Source organism: Mycobacterium sp. C31M, assembly GCF_053345865.1.
In genome coordinates, this window is the sequence record NZ_JBKFAX010000008.1 from 62,376 (window position 1) to 80,952 (window position 18,577).

Annotated in this window: 12 protein-coding genes; 9 read left to right on the forward strand and 3 right to left on the reverse strand. The window is 63.2% G+C overall.

Annotated features, from left to right (window positions below; translation table 11 throughout):
• The first annotated feature begins 3 nt into the window (after positions 1-3).
• The 8 genes from ACLBYA_RS13735 (at position 4) to ACLBYA_RS13770 (ending at position 10,727) form a co-directional block, all read left to right on the forward strand.
• Positions 4-2,130, forward strand: a complete 2,127-nt coding sequence (locus ACLBYA_RS13735) for an alginate lyase family protein (RefSeq protein ID WP_447709972.1) — start codon at positions 4-6, stop codon at positions 2,128-2,130.
• Entirely contained in the window at positions 2,127-3,458 is a 1,332-nt protein-coding gene (locus tag ACLBYA_RS13740) for a nucleotide sugar dehydrogenase (protein ID WP_447709973.1), read from the forward strand. The genes ACLBYA_RS13735 and ACLBYA_RS13740 overlap by 4 nt, the downstream gene beginning before the upstream one ends.
• Positions 3,459-3,467: 9 nt before the next feature.
• Complete coding sequence (locus ACLBYA_RS13745) at positions 3,468-4,628, forward strand: glycosyltransferase family 4 protein (protein WP_447709974.1); 1,161 nt, start codon at positions 3,468-3,470, stop codon at positions 4,626-4,628.
• 45 nt (positions 4,629-4,673) lie between these two features.
• Complete coding sequence (locus ACLBYA_RS13750; protein WP_447710158.1) at positions 4,674-5,744, forward strand: polysaccharide deacetylase family protein; 1,071 nt, start codon at positions 4,674-4,676, stop codon at positions 5,742-5,744.
• 53 nt (positions 5,745-5,797) lie between these two features.
• A complete protein-coding gene (locus ACLBYA_RS13755) occupies positions 5,798-6,913 on the forward strand; it encodes a glycosyltransferase family 2 protein (protein ID WP_447709975.1) in 1,116 nt (371 codons plus the stop codon).
• A 20-nt stretch (positions 6,914-6,933) separates the two neighbouring features.
• Entirely contained in the window at positions 6,934-8,427 is a 1,494-nt protein-coding gene (locus ACLBYA_RS13760) for an oligosaccharide flippase family protein (RefSeq protein WP_447709976.1), read from the forward strand.
• A gap of 62 nt (positions 8,428-8,489) precedes the next feature.
• On the forward strand, positions 8,490-9,632 hold the full coding sequence (locus ACLBYA_RS13765) for a glycosyltransferase family 2 protein (protein ID WP_447709977.1): 1,143 nt from the start codon (positions 8,490-8,492) through the stop codon (positions 9,630-9,632).
• 33 nt (positions 9,633-9,665) lie between these two features.
• Positions 9,666-10,727 (forward strand): GNAT family N-acetyltransferase, encoded by a 1,062-nt coding sequence (locus ACLBYA_RS13770; RefSeq protein ID WP_447709978.1) that lies wholly within the window; start codon positions 9,666-9,668, stop codon positions 10,725-10,727.
• 67 nt (positions 10,728-10,794) lie between these two features.
• Here the strand turns inward: ACLBYA_RS13770 and ACLBYA_RS13775 are convergent, their stop codons facing one another.
• Positions 10,795-11,574 (reverse strand): heparin lyase I family protein, encoded by a 780-nt coding sequence (locus tag ACLBYA_RS13775; RefSeq protein ID WP_447709979.1) that lies wholly within the window; start codon positions 11,572-11,574, stop codon positions 10,795-10,797.
• Between the two features lie 402 nt (positions 11,575-11,976).
• Here ACLBYA_RS13775 and ACLBYA_RS13780 point away from each other — a divergent pair, with 402 nt between their 5' ends.
• The gene (locus ACLBYA_RS13780) at positions 11,977-12,741 is read left to right on the forward strand and encodes a class I SAM-dependent methyltransferase (protein WP_447709980.1); all 765 of its coding nucleotides are present in this window, start codon (positions 11,977-11,979) and stop codon (positions 12,739-12,741) included.
• A 33-nt stretch (positions 12,742-12,774) separates the two neighbouring features.
• On the opposite strand, the gene asnB is transcribed toward ACLBYA_RS13780, so the two are convergent.
• Positions 12,775-14,640: an asparagine synthase (glutamine-hydrolyzing) gene (asnB, locus tag ACLBYA_RS13785; protein ID WP_447709981.1), complete on the reverse strand. Its 1,866-nt coding sequence runs from the start codon at positions 14,638-14,640 to the stop codon at positions 12,775-12,777.
• Positions 14,640-18,575 (reverse strand): type I polyketide synthase, encoded by a 3,936-nt coding sequence (locus ACLBYA_RS13790; RefSeq protein WP_447709982.1) that lies wholly within the window; start codon positions 18,573-18,575, stop codon positions 14,640-14,642. The genes asnB and ACLBYA_RS13790 overlap by 1 nt, the downstream gene beginning before the upstream one ends.
• Positions 18,576-18,577: the final 2 nt, after the last annotated feature.

Consider the following 18,577-nt stretch of genomic DNA (forward strand, 5'->3'; position numbering starts at 1 on the left):
ACGATGTCGCCGCACGAGATGATCTGGCGTGCAGGCGGTGCTATCGACAAGTTGGTTTGCCGTGAAGGACTGCGCGAGCGTGCGGATTTCAGAATTCTGAAACCTCAAGCACCCGACTGGGACGAACTCTTGCAGCGGTTCCGCGACGACGAAGAGCGGCCGGTGCTCCTCGACGCGGCTCTCGCACAGCAGCTCGCCGCCAAACGACCAGCGGCGGTTGCTCGTCTGGTGGCCGAAGCCGACCGAGTGCTCGCCGGCGAGCGCGCATACTTCGGTTATCGGAGTGTGAACGTCGGTGCCGTCGTGGACTGGAACTATGATCCGATCACCGACTTCCACTGGCCGGCCATCGCAGGCTCGAAGGTCGATCATCGGACGGCGGAGAGCGACCCGAAATGGATCTGGGAGCTGAATCGCCTGCAGCAGCTGCCGGTGCTGGCCGAATCGTGGTTGTTCACCGGTGACCCGCGATACGCCGAAGCGGCTTTTGCGCAGCTTGATTCTTGGCTTGCCCAGAACCCGATCGGCAGCGGAATCGCCTGGCGCGGTGCGTTCGAGGCGGGTGTCAGAGCGATCTCCGTGGCCATCGCCGTGCAGGGATTGCGGAACTCGCCTGATCTGAACAGAGACCGGTACCGTCGTGTGGTCCGTCTGCTGGACGCGAGCGCCCGTTACTGCTGGCGCGCGCGATCTCGCTATAGCTCGGCCAACAACCACCTGATCGGCGAGCTGGCCGGACTGGTGGTCGTGCATCTGTTGTTCCCCGAATTGGCCGCTCCCGCAGCTCTCTACCATCGGGCGCTGGACTGTCTCGCGGCTGAATCGACGCGATTGATCCTCCCTGACGGTGCCGGTGCCGAACAGTCGGTCTCCTATCAGATCTTCGCCGCCGAACTGCTGGGCGTGGTGGTGATGATATTGCAGCTCAGAGGAGATCGGGTGCCACCTGAACTGGTATCCGCCCTCGATCGTGGTGCACAGTACTTCGTCTCCCTCGTCGGATCCGAGGACCCCGACCCGCGATACGGGGACGACGACGACAGTTTCGCGCTCAGATTGGGAGCCGAACCGAAGCGGACGGTACGCCAGCATCTCGGGATCGTGGCAGCAATCACGGGAAGCGCGACCGCGGCGAGGTATGGCGGATTCACGCTGACCGCTGAATGGTTCGCTGCCGCGTTGCGCAGGTCCGCGGGCGAGTCCGTCGCGGTCGTCGGCGGCGGCGAACCGCTGCCGAGCTCCTACGCACCGTACGGTGGACTGGTTGTGCTGCGAAGTGACCGGCGGCGGTTGACGATGGATGTCGGGCCCCTCGGCTACCTGTCCACCGCCGCGCACGGGCACGCCGATGCCCTTGCCGTCACGGTCAGCGCCCGGGGACACGACCTCATCGTGGATCCTGGGACCGGCAGTTTCTACGGAAACCCGACCGTGCGCAATGTGCATCGAGGCACGCGCGCCCATCCCACCGTATGCGTCGACGATGTCGACCAGTCGATCCTCGGCGGCGCCTTCTACTGGCGCCGGCACGCCGAAATCACGCTGTACTCTGTTGATCTCGTCCGCGGTGTCGTCGATGCGGAACATGATGGCTACTGCCGACTCGATGATCCGGTGGTGCACCGGCGGTGGCTCATCGCACCGCCCGGCGACGCGACCGCAGTCGTCGTCGATCTGGTGGACGGCCGGTCCGACCACGGCGTGGCGGTGTCGTGGCCATTGCATCCAGCGCTGGAATCTACAGCCACGCCGGACGGTCATGCGGTCAGCCTTGACTGCCGTCCCGTCCTGGAATTGTGCTACGCCGCAACGGCGCCGATCCAGACCGAGCAGGTGCGTGCGGACGGTGACGCGAACCTAGGATGGTGGTCGGACCGGCTCGAGGCGCGTACTCCCGCGTGGCTGGTCGGGGTGCGCGCCAGGGCAGCGGCACCGATGGCGATTCTGTCGCTGCTGAGGGTAGGCGATTCTGCCGTGATAGCAGCAGCGGAGATCGTCCGTGACGGTTCGACGTTGCTCGCTCGGTGGTCCGAGTCGGGCGTCCGGCGCGAGTTGACGATCGATACGAGTGCCTACGGCGCAGTGATGGTGTCCTCTTCTTCCGATCTGGGGTTGGTGAGCAAATCGTGAGTGATTCGGTTTCGGTGAGCGTGTTCGGGCTCGGGTACGTCGGCTGTGTGAGTGCGGCGTGCCTCGCGTCGCGGGGACATCGGGTGACCGGTGTGGAGATCAATCCGGACAAGATCGATGCCATCCGCCGTGGCAGGTCGCCGGTGATCGAGGAGCGAATCGGCGACCTGACCGCCGAAGTGGTTGCCGCGGGCGACCTGGTCGTCACCCCGGATGCCACAGCGGCGGTGTCGCAGACAGACCTCTCGCTGGTCTGCGTCGGCACTCCATCCGGTTCGGGTGGAGGCCTGTCCACAGCATTCCTCGAACACGTCACCGATGAGATCGGTGCCGCCTTGGCCGACAAGGACGGTTGGCACGTCGTCGTCTACCGCAGCACCATGGTGCCGGGGACGTGTGAGAGCCTGCTCATCCCACGGCTGGAACTGGCGTCGGGTAAACGGGCCGGCGTCGACTTCGGTGTGTGCGTGAACCCGGAGTTCCTGCGCGAGGGAACCAGTGTCCGAGATTTCTTCGATCCGCCGAAAACCGTTGTCGGCGCGTCGGACACACGAAGCGCGGATATGGTGCTCGGTCTCTATGAAGGCCTGCCGGGTAGGCAGTTCCGGGTGCCGATCAGGGTGGCCGAGATGTCCAAGTATGTCGACAACAGCTTTCACGCGCTCAAGGTGGACTTCGCCAACGAGATCGGGGCGATCTGCTCGACCTTGACTCTCGACTCACATGCCGTCATGGACGTCTTCCTCGCAGATACCAAGCTGAACATCAGCTCCGCCTATCTGAAGCCCGGATTCGCCTTCGGCGGCTCATGCCTGCCCAAGGACGTCCGCGCACTCACCCACATCGCGCGCCGGAACGATCTCGATGTACCGCTGTTGGCGAACCTACTCACTTCTAATGAGAGTCAGATGCGCCGCGCTGTCGACCTCGTGCTCGGCACCGGCCGCCACAAGGTGGGCATTTTCGGGTTGTCGTTCAAACCCGGAACCGACGACCTCCGGGACAGTCCCATGGTGGAACTCGCCGAACGCCTCATCGGCAAGGGGTTCGACGTCAAGATCTACGATGCGAACGTCGTGCTGTCGCGGTTGACGGGCGCGAACGGAACGTACATCCGTCAGCAGTTGCCGCACATCGGCGACCTGCTCACCGACGACGTCGATGCAGTTCTCGAGCATGGCGATGTACTGATCGCCGGGTCGCGTGAAACCTGCGTGGCCGAGGCGATTGCGCGGGCCGGATCGGGACAGTTCATCGTCGACCTCGTACGACTACCGGACGCGGAGCAACTCCGCGCCGCCAGCAATTACCAGGGCATCGGTTGGTAGGCGAGTCCCATGGGCCTGAAAGTACTGATGATCGGCGTCTATCCCTTGGAGCAGGGTGTCGTCAACGGGGGCGTCGAGTCGGCGACCAGCACATTGGTCCCGGCGCTGGCACAACGCGACGACATCGACAGCGTCACCGTACTGTGCTTTCACCACGGTGACGCGCCGACACCCTTCCGTTGCGAGTCGACGAAGGTCGAAATCCACTATGTGCGTGCGCAGAATCGGCTCCGGATGCTCACCGGCGCCCTACTGGACCTCCGCAAGGCGCGCAAGCTCATCGCGCAGGTCAAACCCGACGTGATCCACGCTCAGGAGATCAACGTGGATGGGGACATCGCCACGCGCTGCAGCCCGAGATGTGTGGTGACGGTGCACGGCATCACCTACGTCGAGTGTCGTCTCTTCGGAGGTCCCGCGGCCTGGAAGTATCTGCGAGAGAAATTGATTCGACATGTTGCCCAGCGTGTACTGCGGCGGGCGAAGGTGGTTGTTTCGATATCGCGATACGACGCTGAAGAAGTGGCCGGCATGGTCCGCGGCAAACTGCTGAGCATTCCGAATGCGACGTCCTGGGAGTTCTTCGCGTCGGCGCCACCGGCACCGACTGAGCCGCGTCTACTGTGTGCCGGGGCGCTGACCCCACGCAAGAATCAGCTCGGTCTGGTGGACGCGTTCGCGCAGATCGTCAAGATCTTGCCCGGCGCGCGACTTGCGCTGGTCGGGCCGCAGCCGGACGCCGACTACGCCCGACGCGTTCGGGAGCGGGTGACATCGCTGGGAGTGCACGACCGTGTCGACATGGTCGGCCAGGTCGACAACGAACGGATGCGGCACGAGATCGCACGGGCAAGGGCGGTCGTGTTGTTCTCGCGCCAGGAGACTGCTCCGACGATCATCGCGCAGGCCATGGCTGCCGGGAAGCCCGTCGTTGCAAGCCGCGTCGGTGGTATCGCGGAGATGGTCGACGACGGGGCGACCGGTTTCGTTGTCGAATCCGAGGACGAAGCCAAGCTGGTCGACCGATTGTTGACCGTGCTGCAAGACGAAGATCTCAGTCTGCGGATGGGCACACGCGGGCATGAGGTCGCAAAGGCCCGGTACAGCCCCGACAGGGTCGCCGCGCTGACCGTCGACGCATACCGAACAGCACTGAGTCAGGAGGCGTAGCGCATGGCTGTCCCAACAAGTTCCGGCAGGAAGTGGCGTGGCCGGTTGCGTAGCACCCAGGTGCGTGCTACCGCGAAAGATGCACTGGCCCGTGTCCTTTGCGCGACGGGCAGTCCCGCACGCAACCGCCGGAGACAAGCGAAGCGACTGGCGATCCTGATGTTCCACGGAGTTGAAGGCGAGCCGATGGATCCCCCGTGCGGTTACGTGACGAATGCCGCGACGCTGCGGCGTGAGTTGGAGTACGTCCGACGGCATTTCACGGTTCTTCCGCTCGAGGAGGCTCTGGAACGACTGCGTGACGGCTCGTTGCCGGACCGTGCTGCGGCGCTGACGTTCGACGACGGAACCCGAAACCTGGCCGTCCATGCCGCCCCCGTCCTACGAGATTTGCAATTGCCCGCTTCGGTTTTCGTCGCGACCGGGCCGATGGGAACCGGTGAGGCGCTGTGGCCCGATAGGCTTTTCCTCGCCTTCGGCCGGACCGCGGCGACCGAGATCGACCTCACCGAGGACGGCATGGGAGTGCGCTCGCTTCGTGACGACGCCGACCGCTTTCATACGCGCGATGAGGTCATCGAATGTTTCAAACGATTGCCCGACGCGCAGCGGATCGCCCGGGTCGAGTCGCTCGTTGCCGCTCTCGGTCCCGCGTTCGACGCGTACGGAGGACCGTTCGAGATGCTTTCGTGGGATGATGCTCGCACCGTCACGAGGGATGGTCTGGTCGACATCTACCCGCACACGGTCACTCATCCGATCCTCTCTCGGTGCTCCGACGAGAAGGTCGAGTTCGAGATTGCGGAATCCTGTGCGGTGGTCGAACGCGAGACCGGACGCGCGCCACAGATCTTCGCCTACCCGAACGGAGGGCCGGACGACTTCGATCATCGTTCGCGGGAATCACTGCGCCGCAATGGTGTCCGCTGGTCACTGGCGACGATTCACGGGTTTGCGGATGGTCAGTCCGACCCTCTTGCGCTGCCGCGCATCGGGATCGGGAGCAATCTGTCCTTTGCGATGTTCCGGCTGAAGGTGTCGGGATTCGGACCTCCGCTGCGTCGATTCGGTGCCGCATCGTCGAAGTCAGTGAACCGACAGGGGGTCTCGGTGTGAACTCATTACCCGAGTACACGACCCTCAGACCTGTCGCCGTCAGAACGCCGGCAGTGTCGGTCATCGTCCCCGCTTACCAGGCTCGGGAGACTCTGCGGGAGGCCGTCGACAGCCTGCTGCACCAGACATTTCACAATCTGGAGGTCATCGTGATCGATGACGCCTCACCCGATGACTCCGCTGGTGCAGTACTCGACATCGACGACTCGCGGCTGGGGATCTTTCTGCTGCGTCGGAACGCGGGATTGGCAGGGGCGCGTAACGCCGGGCTCGCGCTGTCACGTGGCCCATTCGTGGCACTGTTGGATGCCGACGACGTCAGTAGACCCACCCGCATCGCCCGCCAGTTGCGAGCCTTCCAGGGAAGACCCGACCTCGGTCTGGTGGGCTGCTTGGTGAATCGTATCGATGTCCACGGTCGACGGGTCGAGCGTGGCATCGACGCTTGGCGACTCGATGACGAATCGTTGAAGCCATTCATGTTGTTCAACAACCCGTTTCCAGCAGTGACACAGATGTTGCGCAGAGCCGCCATCCCTGCAGGCGGCTTCCGTCCGATCTATGCCGAGGATTACGCGATGGCCGCCGATGTGGCGCGCCATCACAGCGTCGCGATGGTACGTGCTGCACTCGTGGACTACCGCGAGTCGCCCGGCGGCATCATGGGCACGAAGCTGGACCAGGTGTGCCGCGACACCTTGGTCACCCAGCGGCTGCTTCTGCGGGATGTCGGCGTGGCAACCGAAGCCTGCGATCCTGCCCTGATGGCCGCGCTCATTCACTTCGGTACGCAGCGCCGAGGAGCACTGAGCTTCGACCGGCTGCTGGCCCTGCGGCGATGGATGCGGGATGTCGAGCGAGCCAATGAGCGTAGCGGCCGATACGCGCCCGACGCGCTCGCGCGTGCCGCGGCGCGCGCCTGGGATCGGGTGTTGCTACATGCCACGAAGCTGGAGGGAATGAGATTCGGTCGTCGTTATGCGACTGACCTGCTCTCGTACCGCGCATCACAGGGTCGGCCGCCGGTGCGTGCCCGTGCCGCGGTACACGCGTCGCTCAACGTATGCCGGCGTACGGCGGCGACCGCACACACCGAGTTGCCAGGACCTCGATCCGCCGGCACGAGGGCTCACGTCCTGGATGACACGACCGGGATCGTGGGCAAGTGAGTAGCCCACCCGGACCCGACATGGACTCGCTCGACGTGAAGGCGCCCGACTCGTTGTCCAACACGTTGCGCCGCGGTGCAGCCATATCGACCGGAATGCTGGTCTTCACCCAGCTGGTGTCGCTGGCCCAGACCTTGATCCTTGCCAGGCTACTGTCGCCGGCAGAGGTGGGCTGGTTTGCCGCCGGCACGGTGCTGTCAACCTTTCTCCTCACCTTTGCCGAAGGCGGCATGTCCAACGCCCTGGTTCAGCGGGAGGACCGGCTCGACGACGCTGCGGCGACGATCTTCTGGGCGACCGTACTCACCGGCATCGCGTCCGGCATCGTGACTGTGGCCAGCGCACCGCTGATGTCACGGATCTTCGGCAGCGATGTCGTCGGGCTCATCACTGCCGTGTCGGCAGGAACGATCGTGCTGCATGCCTTGACCTACGTGCCTGATGGTCTTCTTCAGCGCCGCTTCGACTTCCGCTCGCGAACCATCGTGCAACCGGTTGTTGCAGTGACATTCGCGGTGAGCTCCGTCGCGCTGTGTGCGCACGGGTTCGGGGTCTGGGGCCTGGTCATCGGATCCTACTGCTCGATTGTCGCTTGGCTCGTCGCGACCTGGACATTGGCCGGGTGGCGTGTGGCGGCTGTCGGCCGCCCATCAATCGCGTTGTGGCGGGAGCTGGTCAGGTTCTCGTTGCCACTCGTGGTGTGGACCGTGGTCAACCGTGCTCGGGACCTACTCGAGACGGCGGTGGTCGGTGCCGCCTTGAGTGCCACTGCTCTGGGTTATTACCGATATGGTCGGCGACTTGGTGCCCTGCCGGAACTGGCCGTGATCGAGATCGGTTCCTATGTGCTCTTCCCGGCCTTCTCTCGGCTGGCCGCCGATCCGGAGCGCTTTCGTTCGGCCTTCCTGCGAGCCCTGCAGGTGCTGTGGTGTCTGATGGTCCCGGTGGCGTGCTTCATCATCGCCGCCGGGGAACCGCTGGTGGCGGTTCTGCTCGGGGAGACATGGCGAGGGGCCGGGGTCATGCTGGTGGCGCTCGCGGGTATCGGCCCGGGGGTGGCGCTGATGGCGGTCGGCATGGAGTCGATCAAGGGGATCGGCCGGACCCGGCTCCTGCACTGGGTGACGCTACTGGGTACGGTGCTGGCGATCGGACTGCTGCTGGCGTTGTTGCCCCTCGGAGTTGCGGGGGTCGGGCTGGCCCTGTCGATCTCGTGTTTGAGTGCCGGCGTGATCAGCTTGCTGATCGCTCGTCCGTTGGCTGGGGTCACGTTCGCGGAACTGGCTCACCGACTGCTCCCGCCCTTGCCGCTGGCGCTGGTGATCACCGTCGCAATGGGATTCCTTGAACATACGGTCATCAATTCAGACCAACACGGTTTCCTGCTGGGCGCCGGGCTGCTGCTGCTGGAAGGTGCGGGCTTCTTCACGCTCTACACTGCGGGACTGGCAGTCTGCGCTCCGCTCGCGTGGCGTGAGTTGCTCTCAGCAGTAAAGCAACTGCGCGATCGGTGATATCCCTACCATGACCTCGGGCTCCAATCATGAGAGATAGAATTTCCAGGCGCGTCACTGAGATGACGAGGTCTGAGACCGCCGCCGTAGTAGCCTGCGGCATCTTCGACATCGCTGTGCGAACTGGATTTTGGGTGATGCAGGTGATGCGGAGGCCATCGGCAGAACCTGTACTGACCGGATGTGAAGAGCAGCTGGCGGCGATCAGACCGCGCTCGGGACTCTCGTGTGGTGTCGAGCTCGAGCTGCTACCGGACGAACTCGACGCATCCATCTTGATCCCGGCTTATAACGCGGAGGCGTACTTGGCTGAATGCGTGGATTCGGCTCTTCTCCAGGACACCGTGTTCCGATACGAGATCATTGTGGTCGACGACGGATCTACCGACGAGACTCGATCCATTCTCCACGAATACCGAAACTGCGACAAGGTCAGCGTCATTCGCGTCGCGAATGAAGGAGTGGCATCCGCCAGGAACCGGGCGATCACCCGAGCGCGAGGCAAGTATCTCATGTTTCTCGACAGCGATGACCGGTTGGAGCGCAACAGCGTTGAGCTACTGATCGGTGCAGCAGTTTCCACTCAGGCCGACATCGTGCAGGGTGGCTATCTGGTCATAGACGGAGTGGGGAAGGTGACAGGCGACGTTCGATACGATTCTTTCACCTCGGGTGTACCACCTGCCGGTCGGCATCTTTCCGGGTATCCCTGGGGTAAAGCCATACGCAAGAGCATGTTTGAAACGGTGCGCTTCCCCGACGGAATGGACTTCGAGGACACGATCTTCTCGTTGCTGCTCTTCCCGCTGTGCGGACGCTACACGACGCTCAGTGAGCCGGTATACAACTACCGCGACAATCCTGACGGGATAACACGTAAGGTTCTCCGTAGCGCGTCTGCGCTCGACGCCTTTTGGATCGTTTCCGTCCTGCTCGAACAACGGAAACGTCTCGGGATACCGGTGGACGAGCGTCTCCTCGATACGGTCGAGTTCCAGTTCGGCGAACTCCTTTGGTTGAGGCTTGCCGGCCAGGATCCGCGAGTCCTCCGGATGGTCTTCTCCGCAGCATGCGTCGTCGTCAACGCGATACGAGACCAGGTCGGGACCAATCGGCAAGGTGCGGAAAGTCAGTACCTTGACCATGCTTTTGCTGCACACCGCTACGACCTTTGGGCGTACGCGTGCAGATTCGGATTGCCGTAACAGAGCCCACCGATACTAGTCAGGATTACTTGAATGAGCACTGTGGCATGGAGATTGACCAGTTTTGGCGCGCTTGGTGCGGCTGAGTTGGAGAAGTGGCGGCAGGTTCGTGAGTCGGATCCGACACTCGACAGCCCGTTCTTCCACCCGGCGTTCGCAGGTGCGGTCAATGCGGTGTTCGGTGATGTTTCGGTGGCTGTGGACGAAGAGCGCCAGGTGTGGTTCCCATTGCAGGTGCGCAGGAAGGTGGCGCGTCCGGTACTGACCCCAGGGTCTGACTTCCAGGGCCCCATCGCGCCTCCCGGAGTCATCATCGATCCACTGGAACTGCTGCGGCAAACGGGATTACGTGCATTGCGGTTCAAGTTTCTCCAGGAGTGCAACAACGAATTCGACCCGTGGATCAAGGAACGGAAGCAGTCTCCGTTCATCGACGTCGACGGTGGCCTGGAGGGCTACCTGTCGCGTGTCGGTAAGCAAGGGCGCCATAAGATGCGGAGGGTCACGAACAAGGCCGAGCGCGAGTTGGGCAACGTGCGTCTGGTGTGGGATTCCCAGGATGAAGGCCTCCTGGACCACCTCATCGAGATCAAGCGGGCCCAATACCGGGCTACGGGTGCCTATGACTTCTTCGCGATGCCGCGAAATCGGGACCTCGTACATCGGCTCGCGCGAACCAAGGTGGACGGCTTTCAGGGTGTTCTTTCCGCCGTATACTCAGATGACACGCTTCTTGCCGCACATTTCGGGCTGCGCGACCGTCAGGTTCTGCACTGGTGGTTCCCGGTATTCAGCCGGCCTCATGCACATGTGTCACCCGGGTGGATCTTGTTGCGCGAGTTGATCGCGTCAGCCCCGAGCAAGGGGCTGACGCGCATCGATCTGGGGGTCGGCGATGAAGACTACAAACTTCGCTCGATGACGGACTCGGTTTCCGTCTGCGACGGCGAGGTAGCGGTCGATGCGTTGCAGGCGCGACTGTGGTCGGCGCAACGTGCCGCGACCGAGAGCTTGAAGTCCTCCTCGCTGTGGCCGCGACTTCGTACGGTGAAGAACCGAGCCATCAGGGTCATTCATGAGAGCGACCCCGCGTGATGATGTGAAATGATGGCGTCTCGCCTTCAATCCACTGTCACCCGAGTGCGGCACGCGGCGTGGCTTCTCACAGTATTTCCCGGCGGATGCCTCCGAATCGGATTCTATTGGTGATTCCGGCACCGCGCGTCGAGTACCAACCGAACTGGAGGTAGGGATCACCGGTGAAAACCGTTGCTACAGCAGTTGCGTTGACGTACTGAACGCCGTCTATCCACACTTTGAAATAGCCGTTGTTAGAATATGACCATTTCAGTTCCATCGTCACCTTGATCCAGCGATCCCATGGCACGGCAGGACCGGTCGTGTAGTCGAATGCGGGCCTCGAGCCGACGGGTTCGATATCGCGGCCGATTCGGAACCTCGAATCGCTGCTGAGGCTGAGGTGATGCCCGCTGGAGGTATTGGTGTGGAATTCCCACAACACTCCGGTGTGCCATTCATCGATCAGTGACTGCTTCGGGAGGAGGATGTGGAATGTCCAGCGCTCCGCACTTCCGACGGGCGATGTATCGGGGTACTTGACCGCGAGGATCGACTTGCATGTCGAATCCCACGGGGAGATCTCCGAATCCGGCACGATGAACTCGAAACCGTCACCCAGAGGGGTCGACACTGTGGAGAAACCGTCGGCGGCGGTCGCGGGCTGTATCCAGTCCGGCGCAAACACAGCGGTCAGATCGCCGAAGCCGTTGATCGTTGCGGCGTGGCTCAATGGCGGTTGTGCGTCCGAGGCGGCGATTTCGCCACCGCCGGGCAGTGCGTACGCGGCGCCGAGTGCGCCGCTCGCACCGAGCAGTGCCAGCACTTTCCGTCTGTTCAACGTGGGCTTCGTGACGTCGCTCATTGGCCTCACCCTCCGGTTTGAGCGTAGGCCCTCTACGATTGGTTGTCCATAATCTCGCCGCCATTCATGATGGCATGCCGCGGCGAGGTGCGCATTCGGATAGTCCTTTGCGGCAGCAAGTTTCGTGATCTTGAGCGGTATAGCACTCATGGAACGGTGGTGATCGCCGTCATTCCACGGCGGCGGGCTCCTACGAGTCGACGGTGTCCGCCTTACGTATCATCGGTGACGTGACTGATGCCGAAATGGCATGGCGCAGACGTCCTTTTGATGACCAAATTGCCCTCGCCGCGAGCTGGTGGGACTACACTTGCGGGCATAGCAGAACGTGTGGTTCCGCACGCCAGGTGTGCGGAAACTCCTACATGAGAATCTGATTCACGGGGAAGCTGGGGTGTCGGCATGTCAGATCGTCCTGCTCTGACACGGGGGAGTAGTGGAAAGGCGTACCTGCGCAAGGCGGCCGGCTTCGTGTCGGCGCGCGCTCGCGAGCGCCGAGCCGCAATGTTCCGGTCGTCGTTTGTGTTGGATTCCACCACGCGGATCCTCGATCTGGGATCGGAATCAGGTGCAAACATTCATGCTGTGCTACGTGGAACAGACGTGCGTCCGGAGAATGTCCACATCGCCGACATCGATCAGGAAGCCGTTGAGTTGGGCTACGAGCTCTATGGTTTCGCGCCGACGACAATCGATGAGTGCGGCCGCCTGCCGTTTCCTGACGGTTATTTCGACATCGTGTACTGCTCGTCGGTGATCGAGCATGTGACCGTCCCAAAGGCCGATGTCTGGCAACTTCGCAGTGGCAGGCAGTTTCGTCGTGAGTCGCGGGAACGTCAGGGCGCATTCGCCGACGAAGTACGCAGGCTGGGACGAGGGTACTTTGTCCAGACTCCCTACAGGCATTTTCCGATCGAGAGCCACAGTTGGCTGCCATTTGTGGCATGGTTGCCGAGGCGTGTGCTGGTACCGTTTCTCGGACTGACTAACCGATTCTGGGTCAAGGAAACCAGCCCGGACTGGTATCTGCTGGACCGTTCCGAGATGGGAGAACTGTTCTATGACGCACACATCGTGAGTGAGCGTTTTCTTCTCATGCCCAAGTCGCTGATGGCCATCCGGCCGTGCGCACAGGTGCGTTCGGGATCGTCCACTGCCGTCGGGTGATCTCACGCGTGCCGCGGGAGACGTCAAAGTGCGTCACGCATCGAACGTGAGGCTGGACGGGTCTGCTCCGTCGAGGAAGATCCTCGCCCACACGTCGAGCGTCAGCAGGCTCCAGAGTTCTTTCCCGAAGTCGTAACGACCCGCTCGGTGCAGAGCCAAGGCGCGACGGATACGGTCAGGGTCCACCAGCGGGTACGGGCGCGCGTCGCGCCCGAAAGTCAGTCTCTCCAAGCTGTCGCCCAGGCTACCTCGAAACCACGACGCTATCGGAACCGAGAACCCGACCTTTTTGCGGGACAACAGCGTTGCGGGGAGGCGTCTTCGTGCGATCTCGCGGATGACGATCTTCGTCGTCCACGGCGAGGCTTTGAACTCCGCAGGCAGGCGCGCCGCATATTCGGCGAGATTGTGGTCGAGGAGCGGCATTCGGCCTTCGATCGACGCGGCCATTGTCATCTTGTCCCCACGGACGAGCAGGTTGTCGACCAGGTAGGTTTCGGTATCCAACGCGAGCATGCGATCGAGTGGATCGAGATCAACGTCGATATCAGCCAGGGCGGCGGCGAGAGGCCTTCGTCCGTTCGATGAGAGTCGCGCTACGCGGTCGGCGCCGAACCAGGCCGGCCACCGCTCAGTGGGAGCGTCCGTCGCCAATGCGGTGACCGCCAAACGAGCTCGCCGAGGTAGACGATGCCAGCCGGCGAGGGCGTGGAGTGGTCGATCGCCGATGATGGCGCGGGTCGGTCGGCCGGCACGTTCCAGAAGAGTGTCGACACGATACTTCGGGTAGCCGCCGAATAGTTCGTCACCGCCCTCTCCCGAAAGAACCACGGTGACATGCTCGCGAGCCATCCGGGAGAGCGCGAGCAACGGGATCTCGGACGGTTCGGCCAACGGTTCGTCGCGGTGCCATACCGCCGTCGGCATGAGTCGGAGGAACTCGTCGGGTCCGATCCGAATCTCGTGATGTTGTGTACCGAACGTGTGCGCCGTTGAGCGGGCGGCCCCCAGTTCGTCGCTCGACCAGCCCTCATCGAAGCCGATCGAGAATGTCCGCACCGGTTCATCTGTCAGTTCGGTCATCAACGACAGGACCGTGCTCGAGTCGAGCCCGCCCGATAGGAAGCACCCCACCGGCACGTCGCTCACCAGGCGTCGTTCGACCGCTCTGCGCATGAGGTCCTCGACTTCCGCGGCGGCGTCGGTGAGAGTGACCGCGAGTTTGGGGCTGTACTGCAGTCGCCACCAGCGCTGCACGTCACACGTACCCTTCTCGAGGACCATCTTGTGACCGGGCGGAAGCTGACTCACCGTCCGGAACAGCGTTCGCGGCGCCGGGACATAACGCAGCGCCAGGTACTGCTGCAGCGCGGTCTCGTCGAGATCTGCGGGCACTCCTGAGGATAAGAGCGCCTTGATCTCCGAGCCGAACACCACCTCCTGCCCGATACGTGAGTAGTAGAGCGGCTTCTTTCCGAAACGATCCCGGGCGAGGAGCAGCCTTCGGCGCTTCTCATCCCAGAGTGCGAGGGCGAACATCCCCACGAGGCGATGGAGCATATCGTCGCCCCATTGCTCGTAACCGTGGACGAGAACCTCGGTGTCGGACCGCGTCGTGAAACGGTGGCCGGCGCGCTCGAGATCGGCCCGTAGCTCGCGGAAATTGTAGATCTCACCGTTGAAGACGACGGCGACGGAACGGTCCTCGTTGAAGATCGGTTGATCGCCGCCCGCCAGGTCGATGATCGCCAGTCGACGCATTCCGAGGACGAGGCCGGGACGAGAGAACCGCCCCGCACCGTCCGGACCCCGGTGGACGATGGACCCGAGCATGCGGTCCATACGAGTAGTTTCCGCGTCCGGATCCCCAGTACTCCAGATGCCGCAGATGCCGCACATCAGATCGTCCTGACCGGAGTCGAGCGCTGCTGCGCTTCGGTGATGAAGGCGGCGATCTTCGCGGCGTTCCCGGGGAGGAGCATGGTGTCCTTTTCGCAGTCGTCGGGTCCGACGTACACCGTGCTGCTCGCGGCGTGGCGGGTCCACCGCAACGGCCGGATCCACGAACGCATCGACGACTCGCATGGAATCACCAGGTCGAGGTGGCCGTCGAACGGCCCTGGTACATAGGAACGTACTGCCTCCAATGTCGACTTCTCGACAACATCGCGTCGAACCAGTACCGGATCGGTGGTCGCTTCCCGGGTGAGGCGCCTGCGCGCTCGTGCGCCGATGTAACCGGCGCGCTCGGCCGTGGACATGCCGTGCAGCGTGCGCCCGTGCGCCGCGAATCGGTTCGTGTAGTCGCGCGCCTGTGCAGTCCTCCAGGCCAGCGGTCGTCGGTACGCGGCATAGTACGGCGAGCCGATCAGGATCAGATTGGCGACGTCGACCCCCGAATTCACGAGCTGGCGGGCAAGTTCGAACGCGATCGTGCCGCCGGCGCAGTAGCCGGCGATTGCGATGGGCCCGGCTGGTCGGAACGTACGAATCTGTTCGGCGAAGTAGAACGCCAGATCTTCGACACGAGTCAGCGGTTGGCTGCCTTCAGCGAGCCCGGGGGGCTGAAGGCCGAAGAAGGGCTGGTCCGGCCCGAGCTGCGTGACGAGCGAGCGGAATGTGAACACATCACCGTTGTGCCCTCCCACGGCGAAAATCGGTGTTCGCGTGCCGTCGGCCTCGAGCGGAACGATGGCACACTGCAAATCGTTCATCTGCAACGAATCCCGTAAGAACGCGACACAGGCGTCGCGGTCCGCGGGTCGGTAGGCGCGTTCAGCATCGGCTCGGGCATTTGTAGCCGCGCCAGTCGGCACGATGTCGGGCAGGGTCGGCAGAATGCGCTCGATCAACAGCGTCAACGTGGGGGACTCTTCGACCAGAGTGCGCAGGGTGAACTCTGTCGCGAACTCGTTCTGGAGTGCGCTGGCCGCCTGTGTCAGGAACAGTGAATCGAAGCCGATCTCCACGAAGGTCTCATCGGGTGTGAGAATCGCCGGATCGACGCCGGAGAGATCGACGAACACCTTCCGCAGCCGGGACAACAATGCCTCGGAGCGATCACCGGCATCGACGGGGTGTTCGGTGCGAGGAGCGACCGCGGGCGGGTGCTGCACAGACGGTATCGCCTTTCCTGGGGCGACACGCACGTCGTTCCGTGCCGTCGGATCCACCCAGTGCGATCGGCGCCTGAAGGGATACGTGGGCAGTGGTACTCGGCCGCGCGCGCTGCCGTGAAAAGTGTGCCAATCAAGGTCGATGTTGCGGGCAGCCAGCTTGCCTGCGGCTGCGAGCATGTAATCGACATCCGCGTGCCAGTCCTGTCCTGGATGCAGCGATGTCGTGATCAATTGCTGTGGCAGGCGCTGGTCGCTCTGTCGAGCCAGTGCCGCGAGGGTCTGGCCGGGACCGACCTCGATCAGTGCACGGTGTGCATCGACAAGCTGGCTGACACCACCCGCGAACTGCACCGGCTCGCGCAGTTGACGGGCCCAGTAACCGGGATCGACGGCTTCGTCGTCGGTGATCGGGCGGCCGGTGACACTGGAGATCCAGCGCAAGTCCGGTGCGCGTCGCGGCATCTGCGCGACGATGTCTGTGAAGGCGTCGAGCGCAGGATCCATCATCGGCGAGTGATACGCGTGCGATGTGTGTAACCGCCGGTGGGCGGTGCCCTTTGCGTCCAGTCTCGCTTCGAACGCGGTGATCGCTTCGAAATCGCCCGATACCACGGTGTGTCGCGGCGCGTTGATGGCGGCGATCGACACACCGCTCGTCAACTCGGCCGCGACCTCGTCTGCAGACGCGCGGACGCCCAGCATGGCACCGGCAGGCATCGCGTCCATCAGGCGAGCGCGGCGCGCCACGAGTACGAGCGCGTCGTCCAGGGCGAAGGTGGCGCCGATGGTCGCCGCGACGTACTCGCCGATGCTGTGCCCGATCATCGCATCGGGTTGCACACCCCAGGAGATCCACAACTGGGCCAACGCGTATTCGATTGCGAACAGTGCCGGTTGGGTGATCGCGGTCTTGGTCAAGAGTGTCTGCGCATGCTCGCGGTCGGACTCACCCGGATAGATCGCACCGAGGAGGTCGACACCGACCTCCGGTTCCAGCACGCGTGCACAGTATTCGACCGTATCTCTGAACAACGGCTCGGTGTCGAACAGACGCCGACCCATGTCGACATACTGTGAGCCCTGTCCGGGGAACATGAACGCGGCTCGCACTGGTGTGCTGTCGTCGACGGTGAAATCGTCGACGCGTTTCGGATCAGCGGTTGTCAACAGTGCGATCGCATCGGCGCGATCCCGGCAGACGAGCGAGCGCCGGTGGTTGAAGCGTCGGCGACCGACTTGAAGTGTGTAGGCGATGTCAGCGAGTTCGGTCACCGGGTCCTGCTCGAGGTGGGTCTTGAGGTCCTGTGCGACGCGATCCAAAGTCTCGGCATCGCATGCGGAGAGCAGCAGCAACTGCTCGGGGCGCGACCCGGGCGCTGTCGATTCGACCAGCGGCGACTCTTCGAGGACGACGTGCGCATTTGTGCCGCCGATACCGAACGAGCTGACACCGGCCCGGCGTGGTGTGTTCCCTTTTGGCCAGTCGCGTTGCGTGGCGTTGACGAAGAATGGGGTGCTCTCGATGCCGAGTTTCGGATTCGGCGATTCGAAGTTGATGGTGGCCGGAATGACCTTGTGATGCAATGCGAGTGCTGTCTTGATCAATCCGGCGACACCGGCCGCCACGTCGAGATGACCGATGTTCGATTTGATCGAACCAATCGCGCAGTAGCCGTTCTCGTCCGCGCCGCCGGCACGGAATGCCTGTGTGAGGCCGGCCATCTCGATGGGATCGCCGAGGGCGGTACCTGTTCCGTGCGCCTCGATGTAGGAGATGGTTGCCGGGTCGATGCCACCTAGCATCTGTGCCATCGAGATCACCTCGGCCTGACCATCGACGCTCGGCGCGGTGAATCCGACCTTCTGGCTGCCGTCGTTGTTCAGTGCCGCGCCCTTGATGACCGCATAGATCGTGTCCCGGTCTTCGATCGCGTCACGCAACCGCCGCAGCATGACGATGCCGAGCCCGTTGCTGAACACCGTTCCCGCGGCGTCGCGGTCGAAGGCACGGCAGTGACCGTCGGGTGACAGGATCGAGCCCTCCTGGTGCAGATAGCCGCGCCGCTGCGGCAACAAGATGGATACGCCGCCGGCGAGGGCCATGTCGCACTGATAGGTCTGCAGACTGTGTACCGCTGTGCAGACCGCGACCAGGGAAGTCGAGCAGGCGTTCTGGAGATTGAGTGCCGGCCCCTTCAGATCGAACTTGTACGCGGCGCGCGTCGCGAGATAGTCGTTGCCGTTGGCCATCATCATCAGCACCGGACCCAGGGGGTCGGTCAGGTCCCGGCGCGACAACAGGTTCTCGAAGTAGTAGCTGTTGGTCGTCGCACCGGCGAACACACCGATGGGTCCGTCGAAGCGTTGCGGGTCGTAGCCCGCATGCTCGATCGCCGACCACGCGGACTGGAGGAAGAGTCGTTGCTGAGGATCGAGGACGGCGGCCTCTCTCGGGGTGAATCCGAAGAACTCCTCGTCGAATTCGTCCACCGCCGTGAGAACGCCGCGCGCCCCGACGTAGTTCGGCTTCGAGCATGCGAGCGGGTCGTCGGCATGCGAGGCCTCGATCTCTTCCGTCGCGAACCGTGAAATGCAATCATGCCCGGCGAGCAGGTTCTGCCATAGTTCGGTCACGCTCGGCGAGTCCGGAAAACGACCGGCCATACCGATGATGGCAATGCCGTCCAGCGGATCGTAGGCATCGGAATAGGTCATGG

Excerpts from the sequence above, each read along its gene's own strand:
- ACLBYA_RS13735 (WP_447709972.1), top strand. The coding sequence starts at position 4 with ATGTCGCCGCACGAGATGATCTGGCGTGCAGGCGGTGCTATCGACAAG.
- ACLBYA_RS13745 (WP_447709974.1), top strand. The coding sequence starts at position 3,468 with ATGGGCCTGAAAGTACTGATGATCGGCGTCTATCCCTTGGAGCAGGGT.
- ACLBYA_RS13760 (WP_447709976.1), top strand. The coding sequence starts at position 6,934 with ATGGACTCGCTCGACGTGAAGGCGCCCGACTCGTTGTCCAACACGTTG.
- ACLBYA_RS13765 (WP_447709977.1), top strand. The coding sequence starts at position 8,490 with ATGACGAGGTCTGAGACCGCCGCCGTAGTAGCCTGCGGCATCTTCGAC.
- ACLBYA_RS13770 (WP_447709978.1), top strand. The coding sequence starts at position 9,666 with ATGAGCACTGTGGCATGGAGATTGACCAGTTTTGGCGCGCTTGGTGCG.
- ACLBYA_RS13775 (WP_447709979.1), bottom strand. The coding sequence starts at position 11,574 with ATGAGCGACGTCACGAAGCCCACGTTGAACAGACGGAAAGTGCTGGCA.
- ACLBYA_RS13780 (WP_447709980.1), top strand. The coding sequence starts at position 11,977 with ATGTCAGATCGTCCTGCTCTGACACGGGGGAGTAGTGGAAAGGCGTAC.
- asnB (WP_447709981.1), bottom strand. The coding sequence starts at position 14,640 with ATGTGCGGCATCTGCGGCATCTGGAGTACTGGGGATCCGGACGCGGAA.
- ACLBYA_RS13790 (WP_447709982.1), bottom strand. The coding sequence starts at position 18,575 with ATGACCTATTCCGATGCCTACGATCCGCTGGACGGCATTGCCATCATC.